Origin of the sequence: Kribbella sp. NPDC004536, from assembly GCF_042873835.1 — a bacterium.
Classification (GTDB): domain Bacteria; phylum Actinomycetota; class Actinomycetes; order Propionibacteriales; family Kribbellaceae; genus Kribbella.
In genome coordinates this window covers 1,055,753-1,077,717 of record NZ_JBIALY010000003.1, presented here as the reverse complement: position 1 = coordinate 1,077,717, position 21,965 = coordinate 1,055,753, and the positions used below count along the sequence as shown (strand labels likewise).

General features: G+C 68.3%; 17 protein-coding genes. 6 read left to right on the top strand and 11 right to left on the bottom strand.

Translation table 11 applies throughout. From position 1 onward, the window contains the following. Window position 1: 1 nt before the first annotated feature. The 3 genes from ACFYRU_RS30480 to ACFYRU_RS30470 all read right to left on the bottom strand — a co-directional run bounded on the left by ACFYRU_RS30480 (window position 2) and on the right by ACFYRU_RS30470 (window position 3,277). Entirely contained in the window at window positions 2-1,375 is a 1,374-nt protein-coding gene (locus ACFYRU_RS30480) for an ABC transporter substrate-binding protein (RefSeq protein WP_387664734.1), read from the bottom strand. A 130-nt stretch (window positions 1,376-1,505) separates the two neighbouring features. Further along, on the bottom strand, window positions 1,506-2,267 hold the full coding sequence (locus tag ACFYRU_RS30475; RefSeq protein ID WP_387664731.1) for an SDR family oxidoreductase: 762 nt from the start codon (window positions 2,265-2,267) through the stop codon (window positions 1,506-1,508). After that, on the bottom strand, window positions 2,264-3,277 hold the full coding sequence (locus ACFYRU_RS30470) for a zinc-binding dehydrogenase (RefSeq protein WP_387664729.1): 1,014 nt from the start codon (window positions 3,275-3,277) through the stop codon (window positions 2,264-2,266). The genes ACFYRU_RS30475 and ACFYRU_RS30470 overlap by 4 nt, the downstream gene beginning before the upstream one ends. A 176-nt stretch (window positions 3,278-3,453) precedes the next feature. Here ACFYRU_RS30470 and ACFYRU_RS30465 point away from each other — a divergent pair, with 176 nt between their 5' ends. The 3 genes from ACFYRU_RS30465 (at window position 3,454) to ACFYRU_RS30455 (ending at window position 7,957) form a co-directional block, all read left to right on the top strand. Then, a complete protein-coding gene (locus ACFYRU_RS30465; RefSeq protein ID WP_387664726.1) occupies window positions 3,454-6,072 on the top strand; it encodes a hypothetical protein in 2,619 nt (872 codons plus the stop codon). Window positions 6,073-6,100: 28 nt separating this feature from the next. Continuing rightward, window positions 6,101-6,976 (top strand): LysR family transcriptional regulator, encoded by an 876-nt coding sequence (locus tag ACFYRU_RS30460; RefSeq protein WP_387664724.1) that lies wholly within the window; start codon window positions 6,101-6,103, stop codon window positions 6,974-6,976. A gap of 75 nt (window positions 6,977-7,051) precedes the next feature. After that, window positions 7,052-7,957, top strand: coding sequence for a zinc-binding dehydrogenase (locus tag ACFYRU_RS30455; RefSeq protein WP_387664721.1), 906 nt, complete (start codon window positions 7,052-7,054; stop codon window positions 7,955-7,957). 3 nt (window positions 7,958-7,960) lie between these two features. On the opposite strand, the gene ACFYRU_RS30450 is transcribed toward ACFYRU_RS30455, so the two are convergent. Beyond that, window positions 7,961-9,718, bottom strand: coding sequence for an L-aspartate oxidase (locus tag ACFYRU_RS30450; protein WP_387664718.1), 1,758 nt, complete (start codon window positions 9,716-9,718; stop codon window positions 7,961-7,963). Further along, window positions 9,715-10,695, bottom strand: a complete 981-nt coding sequence (gene nadA, locus ACFYRU_RS30445) for a quinolinate synthase NadA (RefSeq protein ID WP_387664716.1) — start codon at window positions 10,693-10,695, stop codon at window positions 9,715-9,717. The genes ACFYRU_RS30450 and nadA overlap by 4 nt, the downstream gene beginning before the upstream one ends. A 66-nt stretch (window positions 10,696-10,761) precedes the next feature. On the opposite strand from nadA, the gene ACFYRU_RS30440 reads away from it, so the two are divergent. Next, window positions 10,762-11,466 (top strand): NUDIX domain-containing protein, encoded by a 705-nt coding sequence (locus ACFYRU_RS30440; protein WP_387664713.1) that lies wholly within the window; start codon window positions 10,762-10,764, stop codon window positions 11,464-11,466. Here the strand turns inward: ACFYRU_RS30440 and ACFYRU_RS30435 are convergent, their stop codons facing one another. Genes ACFYRU_RS30435 through ACFYRU_RS30410 form a run of 6 tightly spaced genes read right to left on the bottom strand, consistent with a single transcriptional unit; the run spans window position 11,467 to window position 19,780 of the window. Next, entirely contained in the window at window positions 11,467-12,402 is a 936-nt protein-coding gene (locus ACFYRU_RS30435) for a glycoside hydrolase family 43 protein (RefSeq protein ID WP_387664711.1), read from the bottom strand. A 1-nt stretch (window position 12,403) separates the two neighbouring features. Then, a complete protein-coding gene (locus tag ACFYRU_RS30430; RefSeq protein WP_387664709.1) occupies window positions 12,404-13,717 on the bottom strand; it encodes an alpha-L-fucosidase in 1,314 nt (437 codons plus the stop codon). A gap of 14 nt (window positions 13,718-13,731) precedes the next feature. Beyond that, a complete protein-coding gene (locus ACFYRU_RS30425) occupies window positions 13,732-15,420 on the bottom strand; it encodes an ABC transporter substrate-binding protein (protein WP_387664707.1) in 1,689 nt (562 codons plus the stop codon). A 34-nt stretch (window positions 15,421-15,454) separates the two neighbouring features. Further along, entirely contained in the window at window positions 15,455-16,414 is a 960-nt protein-coding gene (locus ACFYRU_RS30420) for a carbohydrate ABC transporter permease (RefSeq protein ID WP_387664704.1), read from the bottom strand. Continuing rightward, window positions 16,411-17,397: an ABC transporter permease gene (locus ACFYRU_RS30415; RefSeq protein ID WP_387664703.1), complete on the bottom strand. Its 987-nt coding sequence runs from the start codon at window positions 17,395-17,397 to the stop codon at window positions 16,411-16,413. Before ACFYRU_RS30415 ends, ACFYRU_RS30420 begins: the two co-directional genes overlap by 4 nt. Window positions 17,398-17,422: 25 nt before the next feature. Further along, entirely contained in the window at window positions 17,423-19,780 is a 2,358-nt protein-coding gene (locus ACFYRU_RS30410) for a glycoside hydrolase N-terminal domain-containing protein (protein ID WP_387664701.1), read from the bottom strand. A gap of 138 nt (window positions 19,781-19,918) precedes the next feature. Between ACFYRU_RS30410 and ACFYRU_RS30405 the strand changes: the two genes are divergently transcribed. Beyond that, window positions 19,919-21,235 carry an L-fuconate dehydratase gene (locus ACFYRU_RS30405; RefSeq protein ID WP_387664699.1) on the top strand — a complete coding sequence of 439 codons (1,317 nt, stop codon included), beginning with the start codon at window positions 19,919-19,921 and terminating at the stop codon, window positions 21,233-21,235. After that, entirely contained in the window at window positions 21,232-21,960 is a 729-nt protein-coding gene (locus ACFYRU_RS30400; RefSeq protein WP_387664696.1) for a FadR/GntR family transcriptional regulator, read from the top strand. Before ACFYRU_RS30405 ends, ACFYRU_RS30400 begins: the two co-directional genes overlap by 4 nt. The last annotated feature ends 5 nt before the right edge of the window (window positions 21,961-21,965 follow it).

Below are 21,965 nucleotides of genomic sequence, written 5' to 3'. Positions count from 1 at the left end.
CTCAGTTCACCGAGTATCCGTTGACCTTGGCCTGGTTCTGGATCGCCGTCTGCCAGTCCGGCAACAGGTCGACGAGCGACTTGCCGCCGGTGATTCCCGTGGTCATCGTCTTCGCCCAGATCGCTTCCTGGCTGAAGACGCCGTAGCCCCAGCCGTCCCAGACCTGGGAGGCAGCGGTGACCACCGGCTGCAGGGTGGTCGCGAAGTACTTGCTGGACTCCTGCTTCGCGATCCACTTGTCCGCGGCCGGCCCGTACGCGGGGTAACCCGGCGCGACGTTCACCTGGTAGTCGTCGGCCGTGGTGACGAACTGAACGAACTTCTCGGCGGCCGCGAGGTTCTTGGAGTGGCTGGAGACGAACCACGTCCCGCCGCCTACGTTGCCGGTGGCGGCCTTGTCGTCGCCCTTCCACGGCAGCGGAGCGGCGACACCGAGCTGTCCGGCAGGCACCTTCAGCGACTGCGGGTTGTTGAAGATCGCCCCGGCGTACCAGGACGGCCCGGGCATCATCAGCACCTTGCCGGTGTACTTCTTCACGAACTCCGGGGTGAAGACGCTGACCACCGGCACGGTCTTGTCGGCGCGGAGGGTGTCGAGCATCGACGCGACCCGCTTGCACTCGGTCGTGTCGGTCTTCACCGTGACGGCCTTGGGTCCGGTGACGCCGTTGGCCTGGCACTTGCCGGCCCACATGTAGATCTCCGGGGTGAACGAGTCACCGGCCGCCCCGATGATGTATCCGGGATGCTCCTTCGCGACCTTCTCTCCGAGGGCCTGGTAGTCCTCCCAGGTGGTCGGCAGGGCGTAGCCGAACTGGTCCATCAGCTTCTTGTTGTACCAGAGCACGGTCTGCGCCAGGTCGTTCCGCAGGCAGTACAACTGGCCGTCCACCTTGCACGGGTTGAGCGACCCTTCGGTGAACTTCGCGAGCGTGTCACCAGGGACCAGACCTTTGTCCAGCACGGCCGCGAACGCCTGCTTGCCATTGCTCTTCTGACTGGCCCAGGCCGCGTCGTTGTTCTGGGTGGAGAACACGACGTCGGGCCAACCGCTGCCGGCCCGGTCGAAGAGCTGCATCTTGGTGCGGAACGAGTTCGACCCGTTGGCCGACCCGTCGTAGGAGACAACCTGGATCTTGGTGTCCGGATTGGCCTTCTGGAACGCCTTCGCGGCGGCCTGCCGATCCGCGTCCACCCAGACCGTGATCGTCGAAGAGGCGTCCTGCTTGGCTTCGGGGAAGCCGTGCGACCCGTTCGCCGCGGCAGTGCCCTTGCTGCAGCCGGCCAGGGCCAGGAGCGCGGCTGCGGCACAGAGCCCGGCGACGGTCAACGCCGACCTACGGCGGGCCCGGGCCGCCGTGTGGATTCCGACCATGAGAGTTCCTTGTCTTGTCGACTCCGGTGACTACGCGGAGTGGTGCTTGGCCCGACCATAGGGCATACGTATGATGTTTTACCACTGCTCTGGCCGGGTGAACAGAGGCTGCGCCCCGTCAGCGGTCCTGTCAGCGGCCGAGCCACCCGCCGTCGACCGGGAGGATCGCTCCGGAGACGTAGCCGGCGGCCTCCGACGCGAGGAACACGGCAGCGCCCGCGATGTCGGCCGCCGTACCCCAGCGCCCCGCCGGGATCCGCTCGAGGATGGCCTTGGAGCGGTCGGGATCGTCCTGCAGCGCCTGGGTGTTGTCGGTCGCGATGTAACCCGGCGCGATGCCGTTCACCGTCACCCCGCGGCCGGCCCACTCGTTCGACAGCGCACGGATCAGCCCGGCCACGCCGGACTTGGCGGCCGCGTAGCCCGGTACGTTGATGCCGCCCTGGAACGACAGCAGCGACGCCGTGAACACGATCCGGCCGTACCCGGTCGCCAGCATCCGGCGGCCCAGCACCTGGCTGAGTACGAAGGTGCTGGTGAGGTCGACCTCCAGGACCTCGTCGAACCAGTCGAGCGGATGCTCGGCGGCGGGCGCCCGGCGGATGGTTCCGGCGTTGTTGACCAGGATGTCCACCGGCCGGTCGGCCGCCGCGAGCGTGTCGGCGAACCCGGTGACCGCTGCCCGGTCGGCGAAGTCCACGCGGTACCCCGAGAACTCGCGGCCGAGCCCACGCACCCGGTCCCCGATCTCCGACGACGCCGGATCGAGGGTCGCCGAAACCCCGACGACGTCCGCACCGGCGGCGGCCAGGGCCTCCGCCACCGCAAAGCCGATCCCGCGCTTCGCACCCGTCACGACCGCGAGCCGTCCGGTCAGATCGAAAGCGTTCATGCCAGCGCCACCAGCAGCTTCATGGCCTGCCCGGCTTCGAGAACCCCGAAGGCAGACTGAACCTCGGCCAGCGGCACCACGCCGGTCACCAGGCCGTCCGCCGGAATGGTGCCATCGGCAACCAGTTCGGCGGCACGCACGAAGTCTTGGCGCTCGTACACTCGCGCACCCAGGATCCGTAGCTCCCGCCAGAACACACGATGCAGGTCCAACGGCCGGGGCTGCGAGTGGATGGCCACCACGACGAGCGTCCCGCGAACCTTCACCAGGTCGGTCGCGGTCCGCACGGCCGACGCCGAGCCCGAGACCTCGAACACGACATCCGCACCGGCGCCGCCGGTCCACTCCTCGACCCAGGCCGCCTGGTCGACAGCCGCCGGATCGAGCGTCGACAACCCCAGTTCAGCAGCCTTGGCCCTGCGGCCGGGGTCGAGTTCGGAGATCACGACCTCCGCGCCGAACGCGGCCGCGACGGTCGCGATCAGCACGCCGATCGGTCCCGCGCCGATGACGACCGCCTTGTCGCCCGGCCCGAGCTCGGACCGGCGTACGTCGTGGACCGCGACCGCGACCGGCTCCACCAGCGCGGCGTCCCGCAACGACACCCCGGACGGGAGCCGGACCAGCGTCGACGCGGGGACGTTCCAGTACTGCTGCAGCGCGCCAGGGCTGTCGATACCGACGAAGTCCAGGTGCTGACAGATGTGTTCGTGCCCCGCGCGGCAGGCAGGGCAGGTGCCGTCCCAGACGAGCGGCATGACGGTCACCGGGTCCCCGACCGACCAGCCCTCGACGTCCGGGCCGAGTTCGGCGATCGTGCCCGACATCTCGTGGCCGATGGTCGCCGGCCTGCTGACACGGTTGTCCATGTCGCCGTGGAACACGTGCAGGTCGGTGCCACAGATCCCGACATAGGCCACGGCGATCCGGACCTCTCCCGGACGGAGCCCGGGCGCCTCGCGCTCCTCGACCACCATCGTCCGGTCGCCGACGTAGTTCGCTGCCAACATCGTTGCCAGTTCCTCTCTCTCACTCGCGGAAACATCATACGTATGCGGGACATATTCAGCCATGCGCGAGCTCTTGTCGCAAACATCATACGTATGTTAACTCTGTTCCGGGGTATCGATGCCCCCGTCACAGGAAGCGATCGAAGATGACATTGAGGTCTGTATCGCGACGCTCGATGACCACACCCACCCGCCGCCGATCGACCGTTCTGGCGCTCCTCGGCGCCGGCGCCGTCGTCGCAGCCGCGCTCAACCCGGTGAGTGCGCAGGCTGCCCCGGCGACCGTCTACTACGTGGCACCCGACGGCAAGGACACCGCACACTGCAGCCAGGCGAAGCCCTGCACGCTGGAGCGCGCGCAGAAGGTGATCCGGCCCGCGGTCAAGCACGGCGACGTGACCGTACAACTTGCCGACGGCAACTACCGGCTGACGGAACCGCTCCGGTTCGACGCCGGTGACGGCGGCGGCGACTACACCGTCCACTGGGCCGCGGCGCCCGGCGCGCACCCCGTCGTCACAGGTGCCTCGCAGGTCACCGGCTGGTCGAAGTCCGAAGCCGGCCCCGGGATCTGGGTGGCGGACACCCCGAGCGGTCTCGACACCCGCCAGCTCTACGTGAACGGCGTGATCGCGCCGCGCGCAGCGATCCGCCTGGCCAACGCGGACGTCACGCCGACGGCCACAGGTCTAACGATCAACAACCCGGCGCTGGCCTACCTGGCGAACCTTCCGGACCAGGGCCGGATCGAGTTCGAGTCGCTCGGCGACTTCACCAACCGGTACTCGCCGGTCCAGAGCATCAGCCCGACCGCGATCACGATGGCGCAGCCGGCCTGGAACAACAACACGTGGGGTTGGGACACGGTCCAGCGCTCCTTCCTGGCAGGGCCGTCCTGGTACCTCGACAACTCACTGAGCTTCCTCACCCAGACCGGTCAGTGGTACATCGACCCGACCGGCGGCAAGCTCTACTACAAGCCGGCCGACGGCGTCGACCCGAACCAGCTGGACATCGAGCTGCCCCGGCTGCAGTCGCTGATCAGCGTTGGCGGCACCTACGACCAGCCGGTGACCGGACTCTCCTTCGAGGGCATCCAGTTCTCCGGGACGTCGTGGCTCGGCCCCTCGACCGACGGGTACGCCGACCAGCAGAACGGGCTGTTCATCAAGGGCGCCTACGACTACCGCCCCGCCGACGCGTTCACGAGTTGCTCCCGCGGCTGTGAGATGTTCGAACGGGCCCGGACGAGCTGGTACCAGGAACCCGCCGCGGTGCAGGTGTCGGCGGCGAGCCGGATCTCGTTCACCGGGAACACCTTCACCAACCTCGGCCAGTCCGCGCTCGGGATCGGCAACGACGCGAACGCCACGGTGACCGGTGTCGGGCTCGGCGCGAGCGACATCGAGGTGGTCGGCAACAAGTTCGTCGAGAACAGCGGCCACGGCGTCGCGGTCGGCGGTGTGCTGCCCGACGCGCATCACCCGAGTGACCCGCGGATGACGAACCAGGACATCCTGATCGAGAACAACACGATCAACCGGGTCGGGGTGGACTACAAGGACAACAGCGGCATCTTGAGCACGTACGTCACCAGGGCCCGGATCCTCCACAACGAGGTGTCCAACGTTCCGTACGACGGGATCGACACCGGCTACGGCTGGGGCATCAACGACGCCGGCGGGTCGAACGACTACGTGGACCGCGGCTACTACAACTGGAACACGAAGTACACGACACCGACCACGCTCAAGGACAACCAGGTCGAGGGCAACCTCGTGCACAACACCAAGGCCCGCTTCGCCGACGGCGGATCGGTCTACAACCTGTCCGCGAGCCCCGGCACGGTGGTCAGCAACAACTACCTGTTCAACATCTCGGGCGTCGGGCTGTACCTCGACGAGGGCTCGCGTTCGATGACGTACGAGAACAACGTGGTCCAGGGCGGATCGTTCGTCTTCACCAACGCCGGCAGCCTGCGGAACAACACCAGCGACAACCTGATCCAGAACAACTGGTACAACTCCGGCGGGGTGTCCGCCCCGAATGCCGCCGCGCACAACAACCGGCTGATCAACAACCTGAAGATCAGCGGCGCCAACTGGCCGGCCGGCGCGCGGGACGTGATCTGCGCCGCGGGTGTCGCGCCGCAGTACCGGACGTCGCTCAACGCGAACCAGTTCGGCTTCACCGGCTGCTCGGTGGACGCGGCCCTCGGCGCCGGGCTGGCCACCACGGGCGCGTCGGCGGTCAGCTCGTACTTCGGTCAGAGCGGCGGCGCCTTCGGCATCGCGGCGGCCGGGGCCGACATCTGGGGAGCCGGCGGTCAGCACGACGACCAGTTCGGCTCGATCTTCCGGCCCGGCTCCTTCGGCGCGCAGTCGAGCGTCTCTGCCCGGGTCGTCTCGGTCAACGACGCCAACGTCTGGGCGAAGTCCGGAGTCATGGTCCGCAACGACCAGACGAAGGCGGGTGCCTCCGCCGGATATGCCGTGGTCGCAGTCACCGCCCGCAACGGCGTCGTGTTCCAGTGGGACGCCAACGGCGACGGTTATCTGGACACCGCCGCGCAGGCGAACGTCGACATCTACCGTCCCATCTGGGTGAAACTCACCCGGTCCGGTACGTCGTTCAGCGCTTCGTACTCCTACGACGGGCAGAACTACCTGCCGATCGGCGCACCGGTCACCCTGACCACGGCCGCCGCACAGCAGGACGCCGGAATCTTCTCCACCTCGCACGACGTGGCCCAGTCGGCGATCAACCAGTTCGACTCGGTCGTCTTCCCCAGCTAGTTCCTACAACCGCGGGTAACCTGGCCGAGTGGAGGTTCGCCAGCTCGAGTACTTCGTTGCCGTCGCGGAAGACCTGCATTTCGGGCGAGCCGCGGACCGCCTGCACATCGGGCAGTCCGCGGTCAGCCAGCAGATCGCCCGGCTGGAGCGTGAACTCGGCGCCCAGCTGTTCGACCGCACCACCCGCAGGGTCCAGCTGACCGCGGCGGGCCGCCGGCTGTTGCCTGAGGCAACTGCCACGCTGCTCGCCGTGCAGCGGCTCCGGGCCGTCGTCGCCGAACCCCTCGACGAGGTGACCGGCGTCCTCAGCCTGGGCACCAGCGAGGGCCTCGGCGACCGCCTCGACCAGGTCCTCGACGCGATCGCCACCCGCGCACCACAGCTGCGGGTACGGCTGGTCAGTCTGCCCTCGGCAGCACGTCTCGACGCCCTCCGCCGGGGCGAGCTGGACGCCGCCTTCGTCCGCTCGGCCACAGACGCCGCGGATCTCGCCGCCGTCACCGTCTGGACCGAGACCCTGGTCGCCGCGCTTCCCGCCACCCACCCAGCGGCCGCGCAGTCCGTGCTGACTCTCGCCGAGCTGTCCGCCGTGCCGCTGCGCTTGAGCCCACGCGAGACCAACTCAGGACTGCACGACCTGCTCGAGGAACAGTTCCGGTCGATCGGGGTGCAGCCGGTTCGTGGCGCACCGATCATCTCGGTGTACGACGCTCTGGCGGAGATCGGCGCTGGGCAGACAGCCTGGACAGTCTTGTACTCCGCTGCGGCCGAGCAACTGCGCGTTCGGCGGGTCGCCTTCCGCAGACTCGATCTCCCCGCCATCCGGACGGACGTCGTGACGACCCACGGTCCACGACCGCCGGCCGTTCAAATCCTGCTCGACGCTTGCCTGGCGGCGTCCTGATTGATTGCGGTTGCTGATAACTGCACACTCCGATCTCGCCTTGTTGTCCGTGTGTTCGGCGACTGGGATGGAGGCATGAAAGCACTCGTGAACACGCCCGAAGGTCTCGTCGTCAAGAGCGTCCCCGATCCCGTACCTGCACCGGACCAGGCCTTGGTCGCCGTCCGGGCGTTCTCCGTCAACCGCGGTGAGCTGGCACTCCTGGCGGCCCGCACCGCGGATTGGCGACCAGGACAGGACATCGCCGGTGTGGTGGTCGAACCGGCCGCCGACGGAACCGGACCTGCCGCCGGGGCGAGAGTCGCGGCGCTGGCACCGGACAGCGGATGGGCCGAACTCGCTGCGGTACCGACCTCGCGACTGGCCGAACTACCCGACGAAGTCGGCATCGAGCAGGCCGCGGCGCTGCCCCTGGCCGGGCGAACCGCGCTCAACACGATCCGCCTCGGCGGGAGTCTGCTCGGCCGCAACGTCCTCGTCACGGGCGCGACCGGTGGCGTCGGCGAGTTCCAGGTTCAACTCGCCGTACTGTCCGGTGCGCGGGTGACCGCGGTCGCCCGCCTCGACGCCCAGCCGCGGCTGACGAGACTCGGCGCCGCGTCGGTCGTACCGGCAACCGCCGAGGCCGACGGCCCGTACGACCTGATCACCGAGTCGACCGGCGGCCGATCACTTCGGGACGCGATCGCGACGGCTGCCCCCGGGGCCACCGTCGTCGTGCTGGGCAGCACGAGCGGCGAGAAGTCAGCCATCGACGTCTACGACTTCATCGGGCACGAGGGCGTCCGCCTGGTCAACTACATGTCGTACGCCGACCCGTCCCCGATCAGCGCCGATCTCCTTCTCCTGCTCGAGCTCGTGGCGACGAACAGGCTCGAGACCGAGCTGGGGTTCCGGGCCGGCTGGACCGAGATCGACGCTGCGCTCGACGGCCTGCGCAACCGCAAGTTCCGGGGCAAGGCCGTACTCACGATCGAGTAGGGCTCAGGATGCGCGGAGGTCGAGGTCCTGGCGGGCATGAGGTGATGGCGTCAGGGTGACGACGGGGTGCGCTCGGGGGTCGAGGGTGAGGCTGACGTGCCGGTCCCAGCGGTGGTCGGTGTGGGGGTGGTCCGAGCGCCAGTGGCAGCCGCGGCTCTCCTGGCGGGCGGTGGCCGCGGCAACGACGGACCGGGCAACGGTCGCCAGCGGTCCGTTGCCCAGGGCACTCAGTTCGTCCGCGGCGGCGCTCAGGCCCGCGCCGTCGCGGCGGATGCCCGCGTACTTGGTCAGGATCGCGCGGATCCGTTCCGGTTCGCGATCGGCGGTCAGCAGTACGTCGTCCGAACTCCCGTCGGCGGATCCGGGCAGGTCCAGGGTCAGGGCGGTCGCCACCCGTTTGCCGAAGACGAGCCCTTCGAGCAGGCTGTTGGACGCGAGCCGGTTCGCCCCGTGCACCCCGGTCGCGGCGACCTCGCCGACGGCGTAGAGGCCTGGTACGTCGGTGGCGCCGTTGCGGTCGACCCGGACACCACCGCAGAGGAAGTGCTCGGCCGGCGCTACCGGGATCTGCTCGGACAGCAGGTCGACGCCGATCCGAGCGCAGGACGCGAGTACGGTCGGGAAGCGCCGGCGCAGGACGTCCGGTGCGATGCTCGTGGCGTCGAGCCAGACGTGCTCGGACCCGTCCCGGCGCATCGCGGCCTCGATCTCGCGGGCGACGATGTCGCGCGGGGCCAGATCGGCCCGCGGGTGCCGGCCGGCCATGATCCGCCGGCCCCGGACGTCACGCAGTACGGCACCTTCGCCGCGGACCGCCTCCGTAACCAGCGGCAACTGTCCGCGGGTCTCCCCGGTGAACAACGCGGTCGGGTGGAACTGGACGAACTCCATGTCCACCAGCGAAGCACCCGCCTGCAACGCCAGCGCAATCCCGTCCCCCCGCACCGCCCCCGGATTCGTACTCGCCAAGTAGGCGTTACCAATCCCCCCAGTCGCCAACACAACAGCCCGAGCCCCGATCCGAACAAGCCCGCCCCGCGCTCCGTCGCCAGCAGCCCCCTCGCCGGGCGCGTGCGCGCCACCCGCTTCCGCGGCACCCGCCTCCGCGGCACCCGCCTCCGCGCCACCCGCCCCTGCGGCACCCGCCTCCGCGCCGCCCGCCCCCGCGGCACCCGCCCCCGCGCCGCTCGCCCCCGCGGCACCCGCCCCCGCGCCGCCCGCGCCGGCGGCACCCGCCTGGTCGCCGCCGGCTGCTACGAGCACGCCGGTGATCCGTCCCGAGGACGACTTCGTCAGGCCGACGGCGCGGCCGGCGAGCGTCTCGACGCCCGCGGCCAGCACCGCTGCGGTCAGTACGCGGTGGAGTTCGGCGCCGGTTGCGTCGCCGCCGGCGTGGACGATCCGGGGCCGGCTGTGGCCGCCCTCCAGGGTCCGGGACAGTGAGCCGTCGGGTTGCCGGTCGAACCGGGCATGGTGGGCGATCAGTTCGGCGACCCGCTGCGGTCCCTCCTCGACCAGCGTCCGGACGCTGCGCGGATCGCAGAAACCCGCGCCCGCGACCTGCGTGTCGTGCGCGTGCTCGAGCGGATCGTCCTCGCCGTACGCCGCGGCCACGCCACCCTGCGCCCACGGCGTACTGCCGTCGCCGGCACCGAGCACGAGTACCCGCCGGGTCGCCGCCAGGCCGAGCGCGGCCGACAACCCGGCCACGCCCGCACCGACCACAACCACGTCGACAGCCAGGTCGGCAGCCCGGGTCACCGCGCACCCGCAGGCTTGCCGATGGCAACCATCCGCTGCACCGACTCGCGGGCACGCTCGGCGATGTCGGCCGGCAGCTGGATCTCGTCGCGGCCCTCACGCAGGCACCGCACCAGGAGCTCCGGCGTGATCATCTTCATGAACCGGCAGGAGGCCTTCGGGTTCACCGGCTCGAACGTCGTGTGCCGGTTCACCTTGCGCAGCTGGTGCAACATGCCGATCTCGGTCGCGACCAGGGCCTTCGTGGCGGTCATGGTCCGAGCGCTCTCCAGCATGCCGGCGGTGGACACGATGTGGGTCCGCTCGGCCGGCAGCTCACCCCGTCCGGCAAGCCAGATCGTCGACGACGCGCAGCCGCACTCCGGGTGCACCAGGACCTCGGCCTCCGGGTCGGCGGCCACCTGGGCGCGCAGCTCGACCGGGCTGATCCCGGCGTGTACGTGGCACTCGCCCATCCACACCTGCAGGTTCGTCCGGCCGGTCTGGCGCCGGACGTGCTCGCCGAGGAACTGGTCAGGCAGGAACAGCACCGGCTGGTCGGCCGGAATCGAGTTCACCACCTCGACCGCGTTGGACGACGTGCAGCACACGTCGGCCTCGGCCTTCACCGCGGCACTGGTGTTCACGTACGCGACGACCGCTGCGCCGGGGTTCTCAGCCTTCCAGGCCCGCAACTGGTCCGCGTCGATGGTGTCGGCCAGCGAACACCCGGCTCGCGCGGTCGGGATCAGCACGGTCTTGTCCGGGCTGAGCAGCTTGGCGGTCTCGGCCATGAAGTGCACGCCGCAGAACACGATCGTGGACGCGTCGGTCGACGCCGCGATCCGGGACAACGCGAGCGAGTCGCCGACGTGGTCCGCGACATCCTGGATCGCCGGTTCCTGGTAGTTGTGGGCGAGCACGACCGCGTCTCGCTCGCGGGCCAGGCGGCGTACCTCGTCCTGCCAGCTGGGCGCCGTGCGCTGGTCAACAGTCACGACAGATCCTTCCTCGGGGTTTTCGCTTCGCAGTCGATAACTGGTGACGACGCTACCATCGTCGACGTGCCGACTGACAGGAAAGGTGATCCGGTTAACTTCCCCAGCTATCCCCACGAGGTGCTGGCCGTGGTCCTGTCGGTCCGTGCCGACCGGCTCTGCGTGCTGCTGTGGAAGCGCGGCCGGAACCCGTACCGCGGCCGCTGGGCCCTCCCCGGAGGTGGCGTCGAGCCGACCGAACGGCTCCGCGAGGCGATCACCAAGCACCTCGCGGCGAAGGTCGACGTCCGCGAGGTCGCGCATCTGGAGCAACTGGCCACGCACAGTGCCGTCGACCGCGATCCACGCGAACGGGTGCTCGCGACGGCGTACCTCGGCCTGGTCCCGTCCGACGTCGAACCTAGTCTCCCGGAGGACACGGCGTGGCACCCGGTCGACGGCCTTCCGGAGACCGCGTTCGACCACCACCACTTCATCGACGCGGCGGTCGGGCGCCTGCGCGCCAAGCTCTCGTACACCAACATCGGCTTCGCGCTGGCGCCGCGCGAGTTCACCATCTCCGAGCTGCGCGACCTGTTCGGCGCGGCGCTCGGCTACCGGCTCGGCGCGACCAACCTGACCCGGGTGCTGACCCGGCGGCACGTGATCGACCCGACCGACCGCACCGCCCGCCCCGGTCAGTCCGGCGGCCGCCCCGCCACCGTCTACCGCTTCGTCGCCCGCGAACTCACCGTCACCGACCCGTTCGCCGTCCTCCGCCCACCCCGCTGATTACCAGGCAGCCGCGAGGCGGTCGTACTCCTCCGCGGTCACCGGCAGAACGACGCCGTGGCAGGGATCTGCCGGCAACGTGTAGTCCTCCGAGGGTGTCCACCACCCGGCGGCCAGGTCCGTGGTCTCGAACGGGACGTAGCGGCGGTCCTTGGTGAACTCGTCGATCCAGAGGTACCACTTGTCCTCGGTGTTCGACTTGTAGACCAGCGGTCCCTCGCCCTGGGTGATCGCGCCGAGGCCGATGCCTTCGGACAGCGGCTTCCACTCCGCGGCGGTCAGCGAGGTCGAGGTCTCGGAGAACACCGACTTGCCCAGCGGCGCTCCCCCGCCGCGGCTCCGTTCGTCCTTCAGGAAGCGGTAGTAGACGCTGTCGTGCTCGATCACCGTGGTGTCGATCGTCTGCCAGCCCCGGTCGATCCAGACCCGAGGCTCGGAGAACTCGCGGAAGTCGCGCGTGGTGGCGTACATGATCCGGTTGTAGCTCTGACCCAGATGGCCGGGGTCGTCGTAGAGGGTGGAGGACCAGTGCACGAGGTACGCGTCCTGCTCGGGATCCCAGACGGCCTCGGGAGCCCAGGTGTTGCCGGCCTCCGGCGGCGCGACCTCGACGAGCCGGCCGGCGTCCCAGTTCACCAGATCGGCCGACTCCCACACCATGATCGAGCGGCTGCCGTGTCGCTGGTGACGGTCCCAGTCGAGGTTGTCGTAGAGGCGCAGGTCGGTCGCGATCAGATAGAAACGCGATCCGTCCGGCGAGCGGACGATGTGTGGATCGCGTACGCCACGCTCACCTGCGGTCGAGCGCAGCACCGGACGGCCATCGTTGAGGTCGTGGAACCGCAGCGGGTCGTTGCCGTCGCTCAAGGCGAAGTAGATCTGCTCACCGTCGGCCGATTCACGCTTGAAGTGGGCATACAGATAGCCGTGATACATGTCAGCTGGGCTCCAGGTCGACGGCCAGGCAGTTCGCGACGGTGGTCGGCGGAGTCCCGGGCAGTCTGACGACCAGGATGCCCTCGGCCTGCTCGAAGTCGACCGGGCCGTGCCCGAGCAGGCGTACCCCGGTCACCCGGTCGTCCACGAAGCTGCGGATCACCGCGCGGCCGTCCGCGGGCCAGGCGAGCTGGAACGCGTAGACCGTGTTGTCCCGGCGGGTGAAGCGGAAGTCGGAACTCGTCCACGGCACCCGGTCCTCGGTGAACCCCTTGATCAGCACACTCGACGGGCCTTCACCGAACACGCGGAAGGGCCGAGTTCCGTAGATGCCCTCGCCGCACAGCGCGGTCCAGGCTCCGAGTTCCGCCAGCATCCGCGTGCATTCGGCGTCGAGCGTGCCGTCCGGTCGCTGCGGCACGTTGAGCAGCAGGTTGCCGTTCTTGGACACGATGTCTACCAGCATCTCGACCACGTGGCCGGCCGTCTTGTAGACGTCGCGGACGTTGTAGAACCAGTCGCCGACCGACGTGTCGGTCTGCCACGGCGTGGGGTGGATACCGGGGGTCTGGCTGCGTTCGATGTCCATGATCCCGACGGCGCTCACCTCGGGGCTACGGTCCTTCTGCTGGTACACGGCTCGCGGGTTGACGTTGTAGAGGTGTGCGACGGCGCGCAGACCCGGTTCGTACGTCTGCTCGCCGAACGGCAGCGGGCCGTCGGAGTACAGCAGGTCGGGCTCGTACCGATCGATCATCTCGGTCACGGACTCGAGCCAGTACTGGTGCCACCCGGGATCCTCGATGTACCAGGGATCCGGCACGTCGGGGCCCTCGGTCGCCTTCATCCAGGTGGCCGAGGCGCCCAGATGCTCGGTGATGCCGAACGGAAGGCCGCGCTGGTCGGCGGCGGCCTTCCACAGCCCGACGATGTCCTTGCCCGGACCGACCTTCACCGAGTTCCAGGGGTTCACGGCCGAGTCGTAGTTGAAGAAGTTGTCGTGGTGGACGGCTTGCGACACGAAGTACCGCGCACCGGCCGCCACGAACTGGTCCATCAGCGCGTGCGGATCGAACCGCTCGGCCTTCCACAGCGGTACGACGTCCTCGTACCCGAACTCCGACGGATCCCCGTAGGTCCGCAGGTGGTACCGGTACTGGTCGGTGCCCTCCCGGTACATGTTGCGCGCGTACCAGTCGCCGTACCGCGGTACCGACTGCGGACCCCAGTGCGACCAGATGCCGAGTTTCGCGTCCCGGAACCAGTCAGGGCATTCGAACGTGGCCAGGGATTCGAAGGTTGCATCGAACGGCATTGGTCGCTCCTGTTCTACTTGTTGGGAACCTTGTCGTACGCCGCCTGCTGGATCTCCAGGTAGCGCTTCAGGCCGAGGCTGTCCAGACCCTTCACGTACGCGTCCCAGTCGGTGTCGAGGTTCTTCGAACCCGTGATGAACTGGAGCGCGTTCTGCTGCACGTAGTTCTGGATGTTGGTCTGCAGGGTCGCCAGCTCGTTGGCCTGCGCCGGGTCGGGCCAGACCTTCCAGAACGGGTAGATCTGTGCCTTGTCCTCGTGGCCGGCGTACAGCTTGGTTGCCTCGAACAACTTACGCTCGTAGCCCGACTGCGAGTAGATGTCGGTGCCGATCGCCTCGGAGTTCCGGAAGTGCGCGGTGTTGTTGTACTGCGCGAGTGCTCCCCAGCCGGAGTTGAGCGGCTTCGACCCCGGCTTCTGCGGGATCTGCTTGAAGATCGGCTTCAGCGACTTGTCGAGCGCGACGTCAGCGGACCCCGGTTGGGTCCAGCCCTTGCCCTCCATCCCGAACTGGCCGTTGATCTGACCGGGATCGGTGAAGATGTAGTCCAGCATCTTGATCGCCTGGATCTGCTGTTCCTGGGTCGCCTTGGATGTCAGGACGAAGGTAGCGCCCGGGACACTCGGGAAGTTGAATCCGGTGTAGTTCTTGCCTTCCGGACCGGTCAGCGGCGGTACGGCGTCGTACTGCTTGTCCCGGCCGTCGGCCGAACCGGTGTTCACGAACTGGCCCGGGTGCAGGACGGTCGCGGAACCGAGGACGACCGAGCCGGCGCGGTTGCCCTGCTGCGAGAGCGCGTCGCCGTTCTGGGTGAAGGCGCCCTTGTCGATCAGGCCTTCCTTGTAGAGCGAGTTGATGTACTTCAGGCCCTCGCGCCAGCCGTCCTTGTTCGCCTGCAGGTCGACCTTGCCGTCCTTGAGGACGAGGGTCGAGTCGTTGTTGCCGCTGCTCGTACCCTGCGGGTCGTAGATGAAGGCGTTCATGAAGTACGGGATCAGGGAGTTCCCGACCGAGGCGCTGAGCGGGATCTCGTCGGCCTTGCCGTTGCCGTTCGGATCCTGGGTCTTGAACGCCTCCAGCACCTTGCGCATGTCCTCGGTCGTCTTCGGCTGCTGCAGTCCGAGCTTCTTCAACCAGGCCGAGTTCATCCACAGCTTGTCCTGGTACGAGCAGTGGAAACAGTCCACCCACTGCGGCATCCCGTAGATCTTCCCGTCCGGGGCCGTCGCCATCGCCTTCCACTCAGGCGTGGAGTCCATCGCCTTCTTGATGTTCGGCGCGTACTGGTCGATCAACTGGTTCAGCGGTACGACCACGCCCTGCTGCGACAGTTTCAGCAGGTCGACCTGGGTGAACTGGTCGACCCACGGAATCAGCAGGTACAGGTCCGGGTAGTCGCCGCTGGCCAGCGAGATCTGCCGCTTCTCCTTGGCCGGACCGCCGTCGAACGTGGTGGTCTGCCACTTGATCGTGATGTTGAACTTCTGCTGGATCAGCTTGGTGAAGTCGTTGGTCGCGAGGTTCCAGTCGGCCGACTGCGGCGAGAACACGCTCAGGGTGACCGCGGGGTTGCCGCTGATCGTCGGCAACGGCTTGTTGCTGGAATCGTTCGAGCTGCCTCCGGAACAGGCCGCGAGGGCGAGTGCGAGGAGGCTGGTGCCGACGATCGCGGCACGCCTCCGCCTACTGAGTTTTACGGACATGAGTTCCTCACAGGAGTCGGGACAAGTCGGAGGATCAGCCCTTGACGGCGCCGATCAGGATTCCCTTGGTGAAGTAGCGGGCGACGAACGGGTAGATCAGCAGCACCGGCACGCTCGCCACCACGATCAGCGAGTACTTGAGCAGGTCGGCGAGCTGCTGGCGCTGGATGACGACGGACGCGTCGACGGCGCCACCACCGGTCGTGTTCAGGATCAAGATGTTGCGCAGCACGAGCTGCAACGGGAACAGGTCCGGGTTCTTCAGGTAGATCAACGCGTCGAAGTACGAGTTCCACTGCATGATCGCGTACATCAACGCGACCACCGCGATCATCGGCTTGGCCAACGGGATCACCACCGACCACAAGAACCGCAGATCGCCGCAGCCGTCCAGCTGCGAGGCCTCCACGAGCTCGTCCGGGATCGCGGTCCGGAAGTACGTCCGGGCGATGATCACCTGCCAGACACCGATCGCCTGCGGCACGATCAGCGCCCAGCGGGTGTCCAGCAGACCGACCGACTGCACCACCAGGTACGTCGGCACCAGACCGCCGGTGAACAGCATCGTGAACAGGATCAGCGTCATCACGACGTTCCGGCCGACCAGCGTACGGCGCGACAGCGGGTAGGCGATCGCGATCGTCATCGTGACACTGACGACCGTGCCGACGACGGTGTAGAACAGCGAGTTCAGGTACCCCTGGACGATCTGCGGGTTCTCGAACACGGCGTGGTAGCCGCGCAGCGAGAACTCCACCGGCCAGAACAACACCCGCCCCGACGACACCGCCTCCGGACTGCTGAACGAACTCGCCACGATGTACAGCAGCGGCAGCAGCACGACCAGCAAGAACACACCCAGCAGCAGGTACACGCAGAACAGGAAGATCCGGTCGGTGCGGGGTTCGCGGATCCGGCGGGCCCTGGCCTCGCGGCGCTCGACCTTCCTGCCCTTGTTGCCCGCGGCCGGTCGTTGTTCGATAAGAGTCGTCATGACCACAGTCCGTTCCCGGTGACCCGCTTGGCGATGGCATTGACGATCAGCAGCAGGGCCAGGTTGATCACCGAGTTGAACAGGCCCACCGCCGTCGCCCCGCTGAAGTCGGCGTTCAGCAGACCCGTCTTGTAGACATAGGTCGCGATGATCTCGGACTCGCTCAGGTTCAGCGGATTCTGCAGCAGGAACGCCTTCTCGAAACCGATCGCCATGATGTTGCCGACAGCAAGTACCAGGATGATCACCGCGGTCGGCAGGATGCCCGGCAGGTCGACGTGCCGGATCCGCTGCAGCCGGGTCGCGCCGTCCACCCGCGCGGCCTCGTGCAGGGCCGGGTCGATACCGGCCAGCGCAGCCAGGTAGATCACCGCGGAGTACCCCGTGGTCTGCCAGACGTCCGACCACACATAGATATGCCGGAAGTAGTTGGGATTGCCGAGGAAGTCGACCGCCGGCACCCCGAAGAACCCCAGGCCCTCGTTGATGAGCCCCAGCCGCGGCGACAGCACCAGGATCGTCATCGACACGACCACGACCGTGGAGATGAAGTACGGCGCGTACGTGACCAGCTGCACGGTCCGCTTGAACAACCCGTTGCGGACCTCGTTCAACGCCAGCGCCAGAATGATCGCAAGCGGGAAACTCGCCGCGACCGTGTAGACCGACAAGATGAAGGTGTTCTTCACCAGCGTCCAGAACACCGGGTTCTGGAAGAACAGGTCGAAGTTCTGCCAGCCCACCCAGGGGCTGCCCCAGATGCCCTTGATCACGTTGTAGCTCTTGAACGCCAACACCGCGTTCGACATCGGGATGTACTTGAAGATCACGAACCAGACCAGCGGTACGACCATCAGCAGGTACAGGGTCCAGTGCCGCGACAGACTGCGCCGCAATCCCTTGATCCCGGGACGTTCACGTCGCCTGCGCCGCCGTACCGGAGTCTCGCCGGCCGGCGGCCGGACTGTCGTCAGTGTTGCCATCGAACCTCCTCCTCGCTGTCCGTGGTCAGGCCGGGTGCACGCGATGACCGACGCCGGCGGTCAGCCGGACGCGCACGCGGTCGTTGCCGTACCGGACCGTTCGTTCCTGATCCCGGTCAGCGGTCAGGACTGCTTCGGTGCCGTCGGCTGTCCAGGCGATGTCGACCACCACGCCGCCGCGCGCCCGGAGACCGGTGACGCGACCGGTCGGCCACGCCGCCGGCAGCGCGGGCAACAGCTCGAGCTCGTCGGTGTGGCTCTGCAGGAGCAGCTCGGCGATCCCCGCGGTGGCTCCGAAGTTGCCGTCGATCTGGAACGGCGGATGCGCGCAGAACAGGTTCGGGTAGACACCCGCGCCACTGCCCGGCCGGCCGGTCGCGGAGTCGTCGGCCGGGCGCAGGAACGCCTGGACCAGACGGTGTGCCGCGGCCGCGTCGCGCAGCCGCGCGCGCAGACAGATCTTCCAGGCGAGCGACCATCCCGTGGCCTCGTCGCCGCGCAGGTCCATGGTTCGCTGCGCGGCCGCGGCCAGTTCCGGCGTTCCCTCCGGAGTGATCGCCTCACCGGGGTACAGGCCGACGAGGTGCGACATGTGCCGGTGCTGCGGATCCTCCTCGGGCAGGTCGGCCGCCCACTCCTGCAGTTGCCCCTGGCCACCGATCGACGGCTCGGGCAGGCGTTTGCGGGCCGTCGACAGCTCCGCGACCAGCGGATCCACGAGGTCCAGCAGACCGGCCGCCTGCTCGACCCGGCCGAACAGGTCGGCGATCAGCACCAGGTCCATGGTCGACGACACCGTCACCGAGGCGGGCTGTCCGTCGGCGGCGATGTAGTCGTTCTCCGGCGAGGTCGACGGCGCCGTACCGAGACTTCCGTCCGGCAGTTCGGTCAGCCAGTCGAGGCAGAACTCCGCCGCACTCTTCAACGTCGGCCAGGCCTCGCCGAGGAAGGCCAGGTCACCGGTGAACTCGTAGTGGTCCCACAAGTGCCGGGCCAGCCAGGCACCGGCCAGCGGCCAGTTCGACCACCGCGGGTCGCCTTCCACCGGATACGTCCAGCACCAGGCGTCGGTGTTGTGGTGCGCCGTCCAGCCACTGCAGCCGTAGCGTTCCGCGGCGGTACCGCGACCTGCCTGGGCGAGCTGATCGATAAACCTCAGCAGCGGCTCGTGGCACTCCGGCAGACCGGTCGTCTCCGCCGGCCAGTAGTTCATCTCGGTGTTGATGTTCACCGTGTAGTTCGAGCTCCACGGCGGACGGAGGATGTCGTTCCAGATGCCTTGCAGGTTCGTCGGCAGGCCGCCGGGGCGTGAGCTCGCGATCATCAGGTACCGGCCGTAGTTGAACAGCAGTGCGGCCAGCGCCGGGTCGTCGGTTTCGTCCGACCGCGCCACGCGCTCGTCGGTCGGCAGTTCGGCGGCCGGCGTCGCCGGCAACTCGAGCGACGAACGCCGGTAGAGCAGTCGGTGGTCGCGCTGATGCTCGGCCAGCAACTCTTCGTACGGGCGGTCCGCTGCCGCGCGTACCGTGCGGTCCGCGAGCGTCCAGCACTCCTCGCCCGTACGGACCGGTGTGGCTTGCGGGCCGTCGTACCCGGTCGCGCTCGAGAGGAACAGCGTGAGTTCGGTGAACCCGTGGATGGTGAGGGCGTCGTTGGTGGCGCTGAGCTCACCGTCGGTCGTGGCCCGCAGCGCGATCGCGGCCTCCATCCCGCGGTCCGGCCCGTCGGAGTACCGGATCGGCTCCGGCACGTCGCGGTGCGGTGGGGCGACGTCCGCCGGCGCCTGCAGCAACAGGCCGAGTCCGCCGTCGACAGCGTGCGGCCGCGACTGCAGCTTCGACGTCAGCCGCGCCGTCAACTCCAGCACGGGTTCGGACGCCGTCAGCCGGACGACCAGCGCATCGGCGGGTGCGCTGACGAAGGCTTCCTGCCGTACGGCGACACCGCCGAGGTCGTACTGCGTCGTCGCCACTGCCGCGTCGAGATCAAGCTCCCGGCCGTATTGAGTCACGTCGTCGGTTTGGGGTGCCAGCTCGAGCAGCAGATCGCCGAGCGGAAGGTACGCCTGCGAGTAGCCGGAGTGAAAGCCACCGGCCAGCTCGTGCGCACGACGGACATCGCCGGCCCACAGCGCCTCCCGGACTTCCTGAACCGCCTCCGCTCCGGTAGCCCCGAGCGGTGTGGACAGCAGGCGCGCGGTCTCCGGACCACCGGACCACAGCGTCTCGTCGTTCAGCCCGATCCGGTCGGTGCCGGTACCGCCGAAGCACATCGCGCCGATCCGGCCGTTGCCGAGCGGCAGCGCCGCCAGCCAGTCCGCTGCCGGCCGGTCGTACACCAGCCGTTGGCCGCCGGTCGGATCAGCGCTCACCAGGTCGCTCATATCCAGCCCTTTGTCGAGATGACGAGGATCGATTAATCCCATGAATTTCCCGGATCGTAGCGCTCGTGAGCGAGGTGGTCCATACTGAACGCCATCCAAGATCCAGAAAGATCCCATCTATTTACAGGTGAGGCCGCCATGCCCCGTATCACCTCGGTCGAGGCCGTCGACGTCCGCTTCCCGACTTCGCTGACCCAGGACGGGTCCGACGCGATGAACAAGGACGGCGACCACTCGGCGGCGTACGTGGTCCTGCACACCGACGCGGACGGCCTGTCCGGGCACGGGTTCACGTTCACGATCGGCCGCGGTACCGATCTGTGCGTCGCCGCGGCGCTGCAGCGCGCCCAGCCCCTGATCGGGCGCGACGTCGGCGAGCTCTGCGACGATCTCGGCGCGGTGTATCGCGAACTGCAGTCGGACACGCAGCTGCGCTGGCTCGGCCCGGACAAGGGCGTCGTCCATCTCGCGCTGGCGGCGGTGATGAACGCGGTCTGGGATCTCGCCGCCCGGCGCGCCGAGGTCCCGCTGTGGCAACTGCTGTCCGAGATGTCGCCCGAGCAACTCGTCGACGCCGCCGATCTGCGGTACCTGACCGACGCCCTGACCCGCGAGCAGGCGATCACCCTGCTGGCTTCGCGAGAAAGTGGCCGTAGGCAACGGATCGCGGAACTCGAGAACACCGGCTACCCCTGCTACACGACGTCGGCCGGCTGGCTCGGGTACTCCGATGCCAAGCTCCGCAGGCTCTGCGAGGAAGCCGTTGCCGCCGGCTACAACTACGTGAAGCTCAAGGTCGGCGCCGATCTGGACGACGACATCCGCCGGCTGCGGATCGCCCGCGAGGTCCTCGGGCCGAAGGTGCACCTGATGATCGACGCCAACCAGGTGTGGGACGTGCCCGAGGCGATCGAATGGGTGAAGGCGCTGGCCGAGTTCGATCCGCTCTGGATCGAGGAGCCGACCAGCCCCGACGACGTCCTCGGCCACGCCGCGATCCGCAAGGCGGTCGCGCCGATCGGCGTCGCGAGCGGCGAGCACGGGATGAACCGCGTGCTGTTCAAGCAGATGTTCCAGGCCGGCGCGATCGACTACTGCCAGCTCGACGCCGCGCGACTGGGCAGCGTCAACGAGATCCTCGCGGTGTACCTGCTCGCCGCCTGGTTCGGGGTCCCGGTCTGCCCGCACGCCGGCGGGGTCGGGCTGTGCGAGCTGGTCCAGCACCTGGCGATCTTCGACTACGTCGCGGTCTCCGGATCGCTCGACCACCGCGTTACCGAGTACGTCGACCACCTGCACGAACACTTCGTCGAGCCTTGCGTGGTGCGGAACGGCGCGTACGTGCTGCCGACGGCGCCCGGTTACAGTGCCGAGATGTACAGGCAATCGCTCGACACCTATCGCTTTCCGGACGGCAGCTACTGGACGGAGCGTGCCGTGGGCGCGTCGACATGAGCGCCGTCAAGCCCGCCGTACCGGAGCGAGCCTCGCAGACCGACGTCGTGGTGCAGAGCATCCGCGAGATGCTGATCGACGGCCGGCTGCTGCCCGGCGGGCGGCTGCCGATCGAGAAGGAACTCGCGCCGGCCCTGGGCGTCTCGCGGAACGCGCTGCGCGAAGGCGTCCGCGCGCTCTCGATCATGGGAGTGCTCGAGACCCGGCAAGGCGACGGTACGTACGTCACTGCGCTCGACCCTTCGATGCTGCTCGCACCGATGGGCTTCGTGGTCGACCTGCAGCATGCCAGCGGCGCGCATCACCTGCACTCGGTCCGGCGGATGCTCGAGACCGAGGCCGCCGCGCTGGCCGCTCTGCAGATCGACGGCGACGCGCTGTCCGCCGCGACGGAACTCCTGCGCCGCAACGAGATCGAGCTGACGCTGGCCGAACCGAACCACGAGACGGTGATCGAGAACGACATCGCGTTCCACCGGATCATCGCCGAGGCCGCCGGCAATCCCGTACTGTCCGCGCTCATCGACGCCCTCGGTGGCCGGACCATGCGCGATCGGCTGCGCCGTTCGATCGCCCAGCCCGGAGCCGACGAGACGGCCCACCGGGAGCACCTGTCGATCCTCGCCGCGCTCACCCTCGGCGACCCCGACCGGGCCCGGACCCGAATGGCCGCCCACCTTTTCACCGTCGAGGACTACCTCCTCGAACGCCGTACGACGGATTGAGAGTC

Bases quoted from the DNA above. Each gene is read 5' to 3' on its own strand.
- ACFYRU_RS30480 (WP_387664734.1), bottom strand. From the start codon at position 1,375: ATGGTCGGAATCCACACGGCGGCCCGGGCCCGCCGTAGGTCGGCGTTG.
- ACFYRU_RS30475 (WP_387664731.1), bottom strand. From the start codon at position 2,267: ATGAACGCTTTCGATCTGACCGGACGGCTCGCGGTCGTGACGGGTGCG.
- ACFYRU_RS30470 (WP_387664729.1), bottom strand. From the start codon at position 3,277: ATGTTGGCAGCGAACTACGTCGGCGACCGGACGATGGTGGTCGAGGAG.
- ACFYRU_RS30465 (WP_387664726.1), top strand. From the start codon at position 3,454: ATGACCACACCCACCCGCCGCCGATCGACCGTTCTGGCGCTCCTCGGC.
- ACFYRU_RS30455 (WP_387664721.1), top strand. From the start codon at position 7,052: ATGAAAGCACTCGTGAACACGCCCGAAGGTCTCGTCGTCAAGAGCGTC.
- ACFYRU_RS30435 (WP_387664711.1), bottom strand. From the start codon at position 12,402: ATGTATCACGGCTATCTGTATGCCCACTTCAAGCGTGAATCGGCCGAC.
- ACFYRU_RS30430 (WP_387664709.1), bottom strand. From the start codon at position 13,717: ATGCCGTTCGATGCAACCTTCGAATCCCTGGCCACGTTCGAATGCCCT.
- ACFYRU_RS30425 (WP_387664707.1), bottom strand. From the start codon at position 15,420: ATGTCCGTAAAACTCAGTAGGCGGAGGCGTGCCGCGATCGTCGGCACC.
- ACFYRU_RS30420 (WP_387664704.1), bottom strand. From the start codon at position 16,414: ATGACGACTCTTATCGAACAACGACCGGCCGCGGGCAACAAGGGCAGG.
- ACFYRU_RS30415 (WP_387664703.1), bottom strand. From the start codon at position 17,397: ATGGCAACACTGACGACAGTCCGGCCGCCGGCCGGCGAGACTCCGGTA.
- ACFYRU_RS30410 (WP_387664701.1), bottom strand. From the start codon at position 19,780: ATGAGCGACCTGGTGAGCGCTGATCCGACCGGCGGCCAACGGCTGGTG.
- ACFYRU_RS30405 (WP_387664699.1), top strand. From the start codon at position 19,919: ATGCCCCGTATCACCTCGGTCGAGGCCGTCGACGTCCGCTTCCCGACT.
- ACFYRU_RS30400 (WP_387664696.1), top strand. From the start codon at position 21,232: ATGAGCGCCGTCAAGCCCGCCGTACCGGAGCGAGCCTCGCAGACCGAC.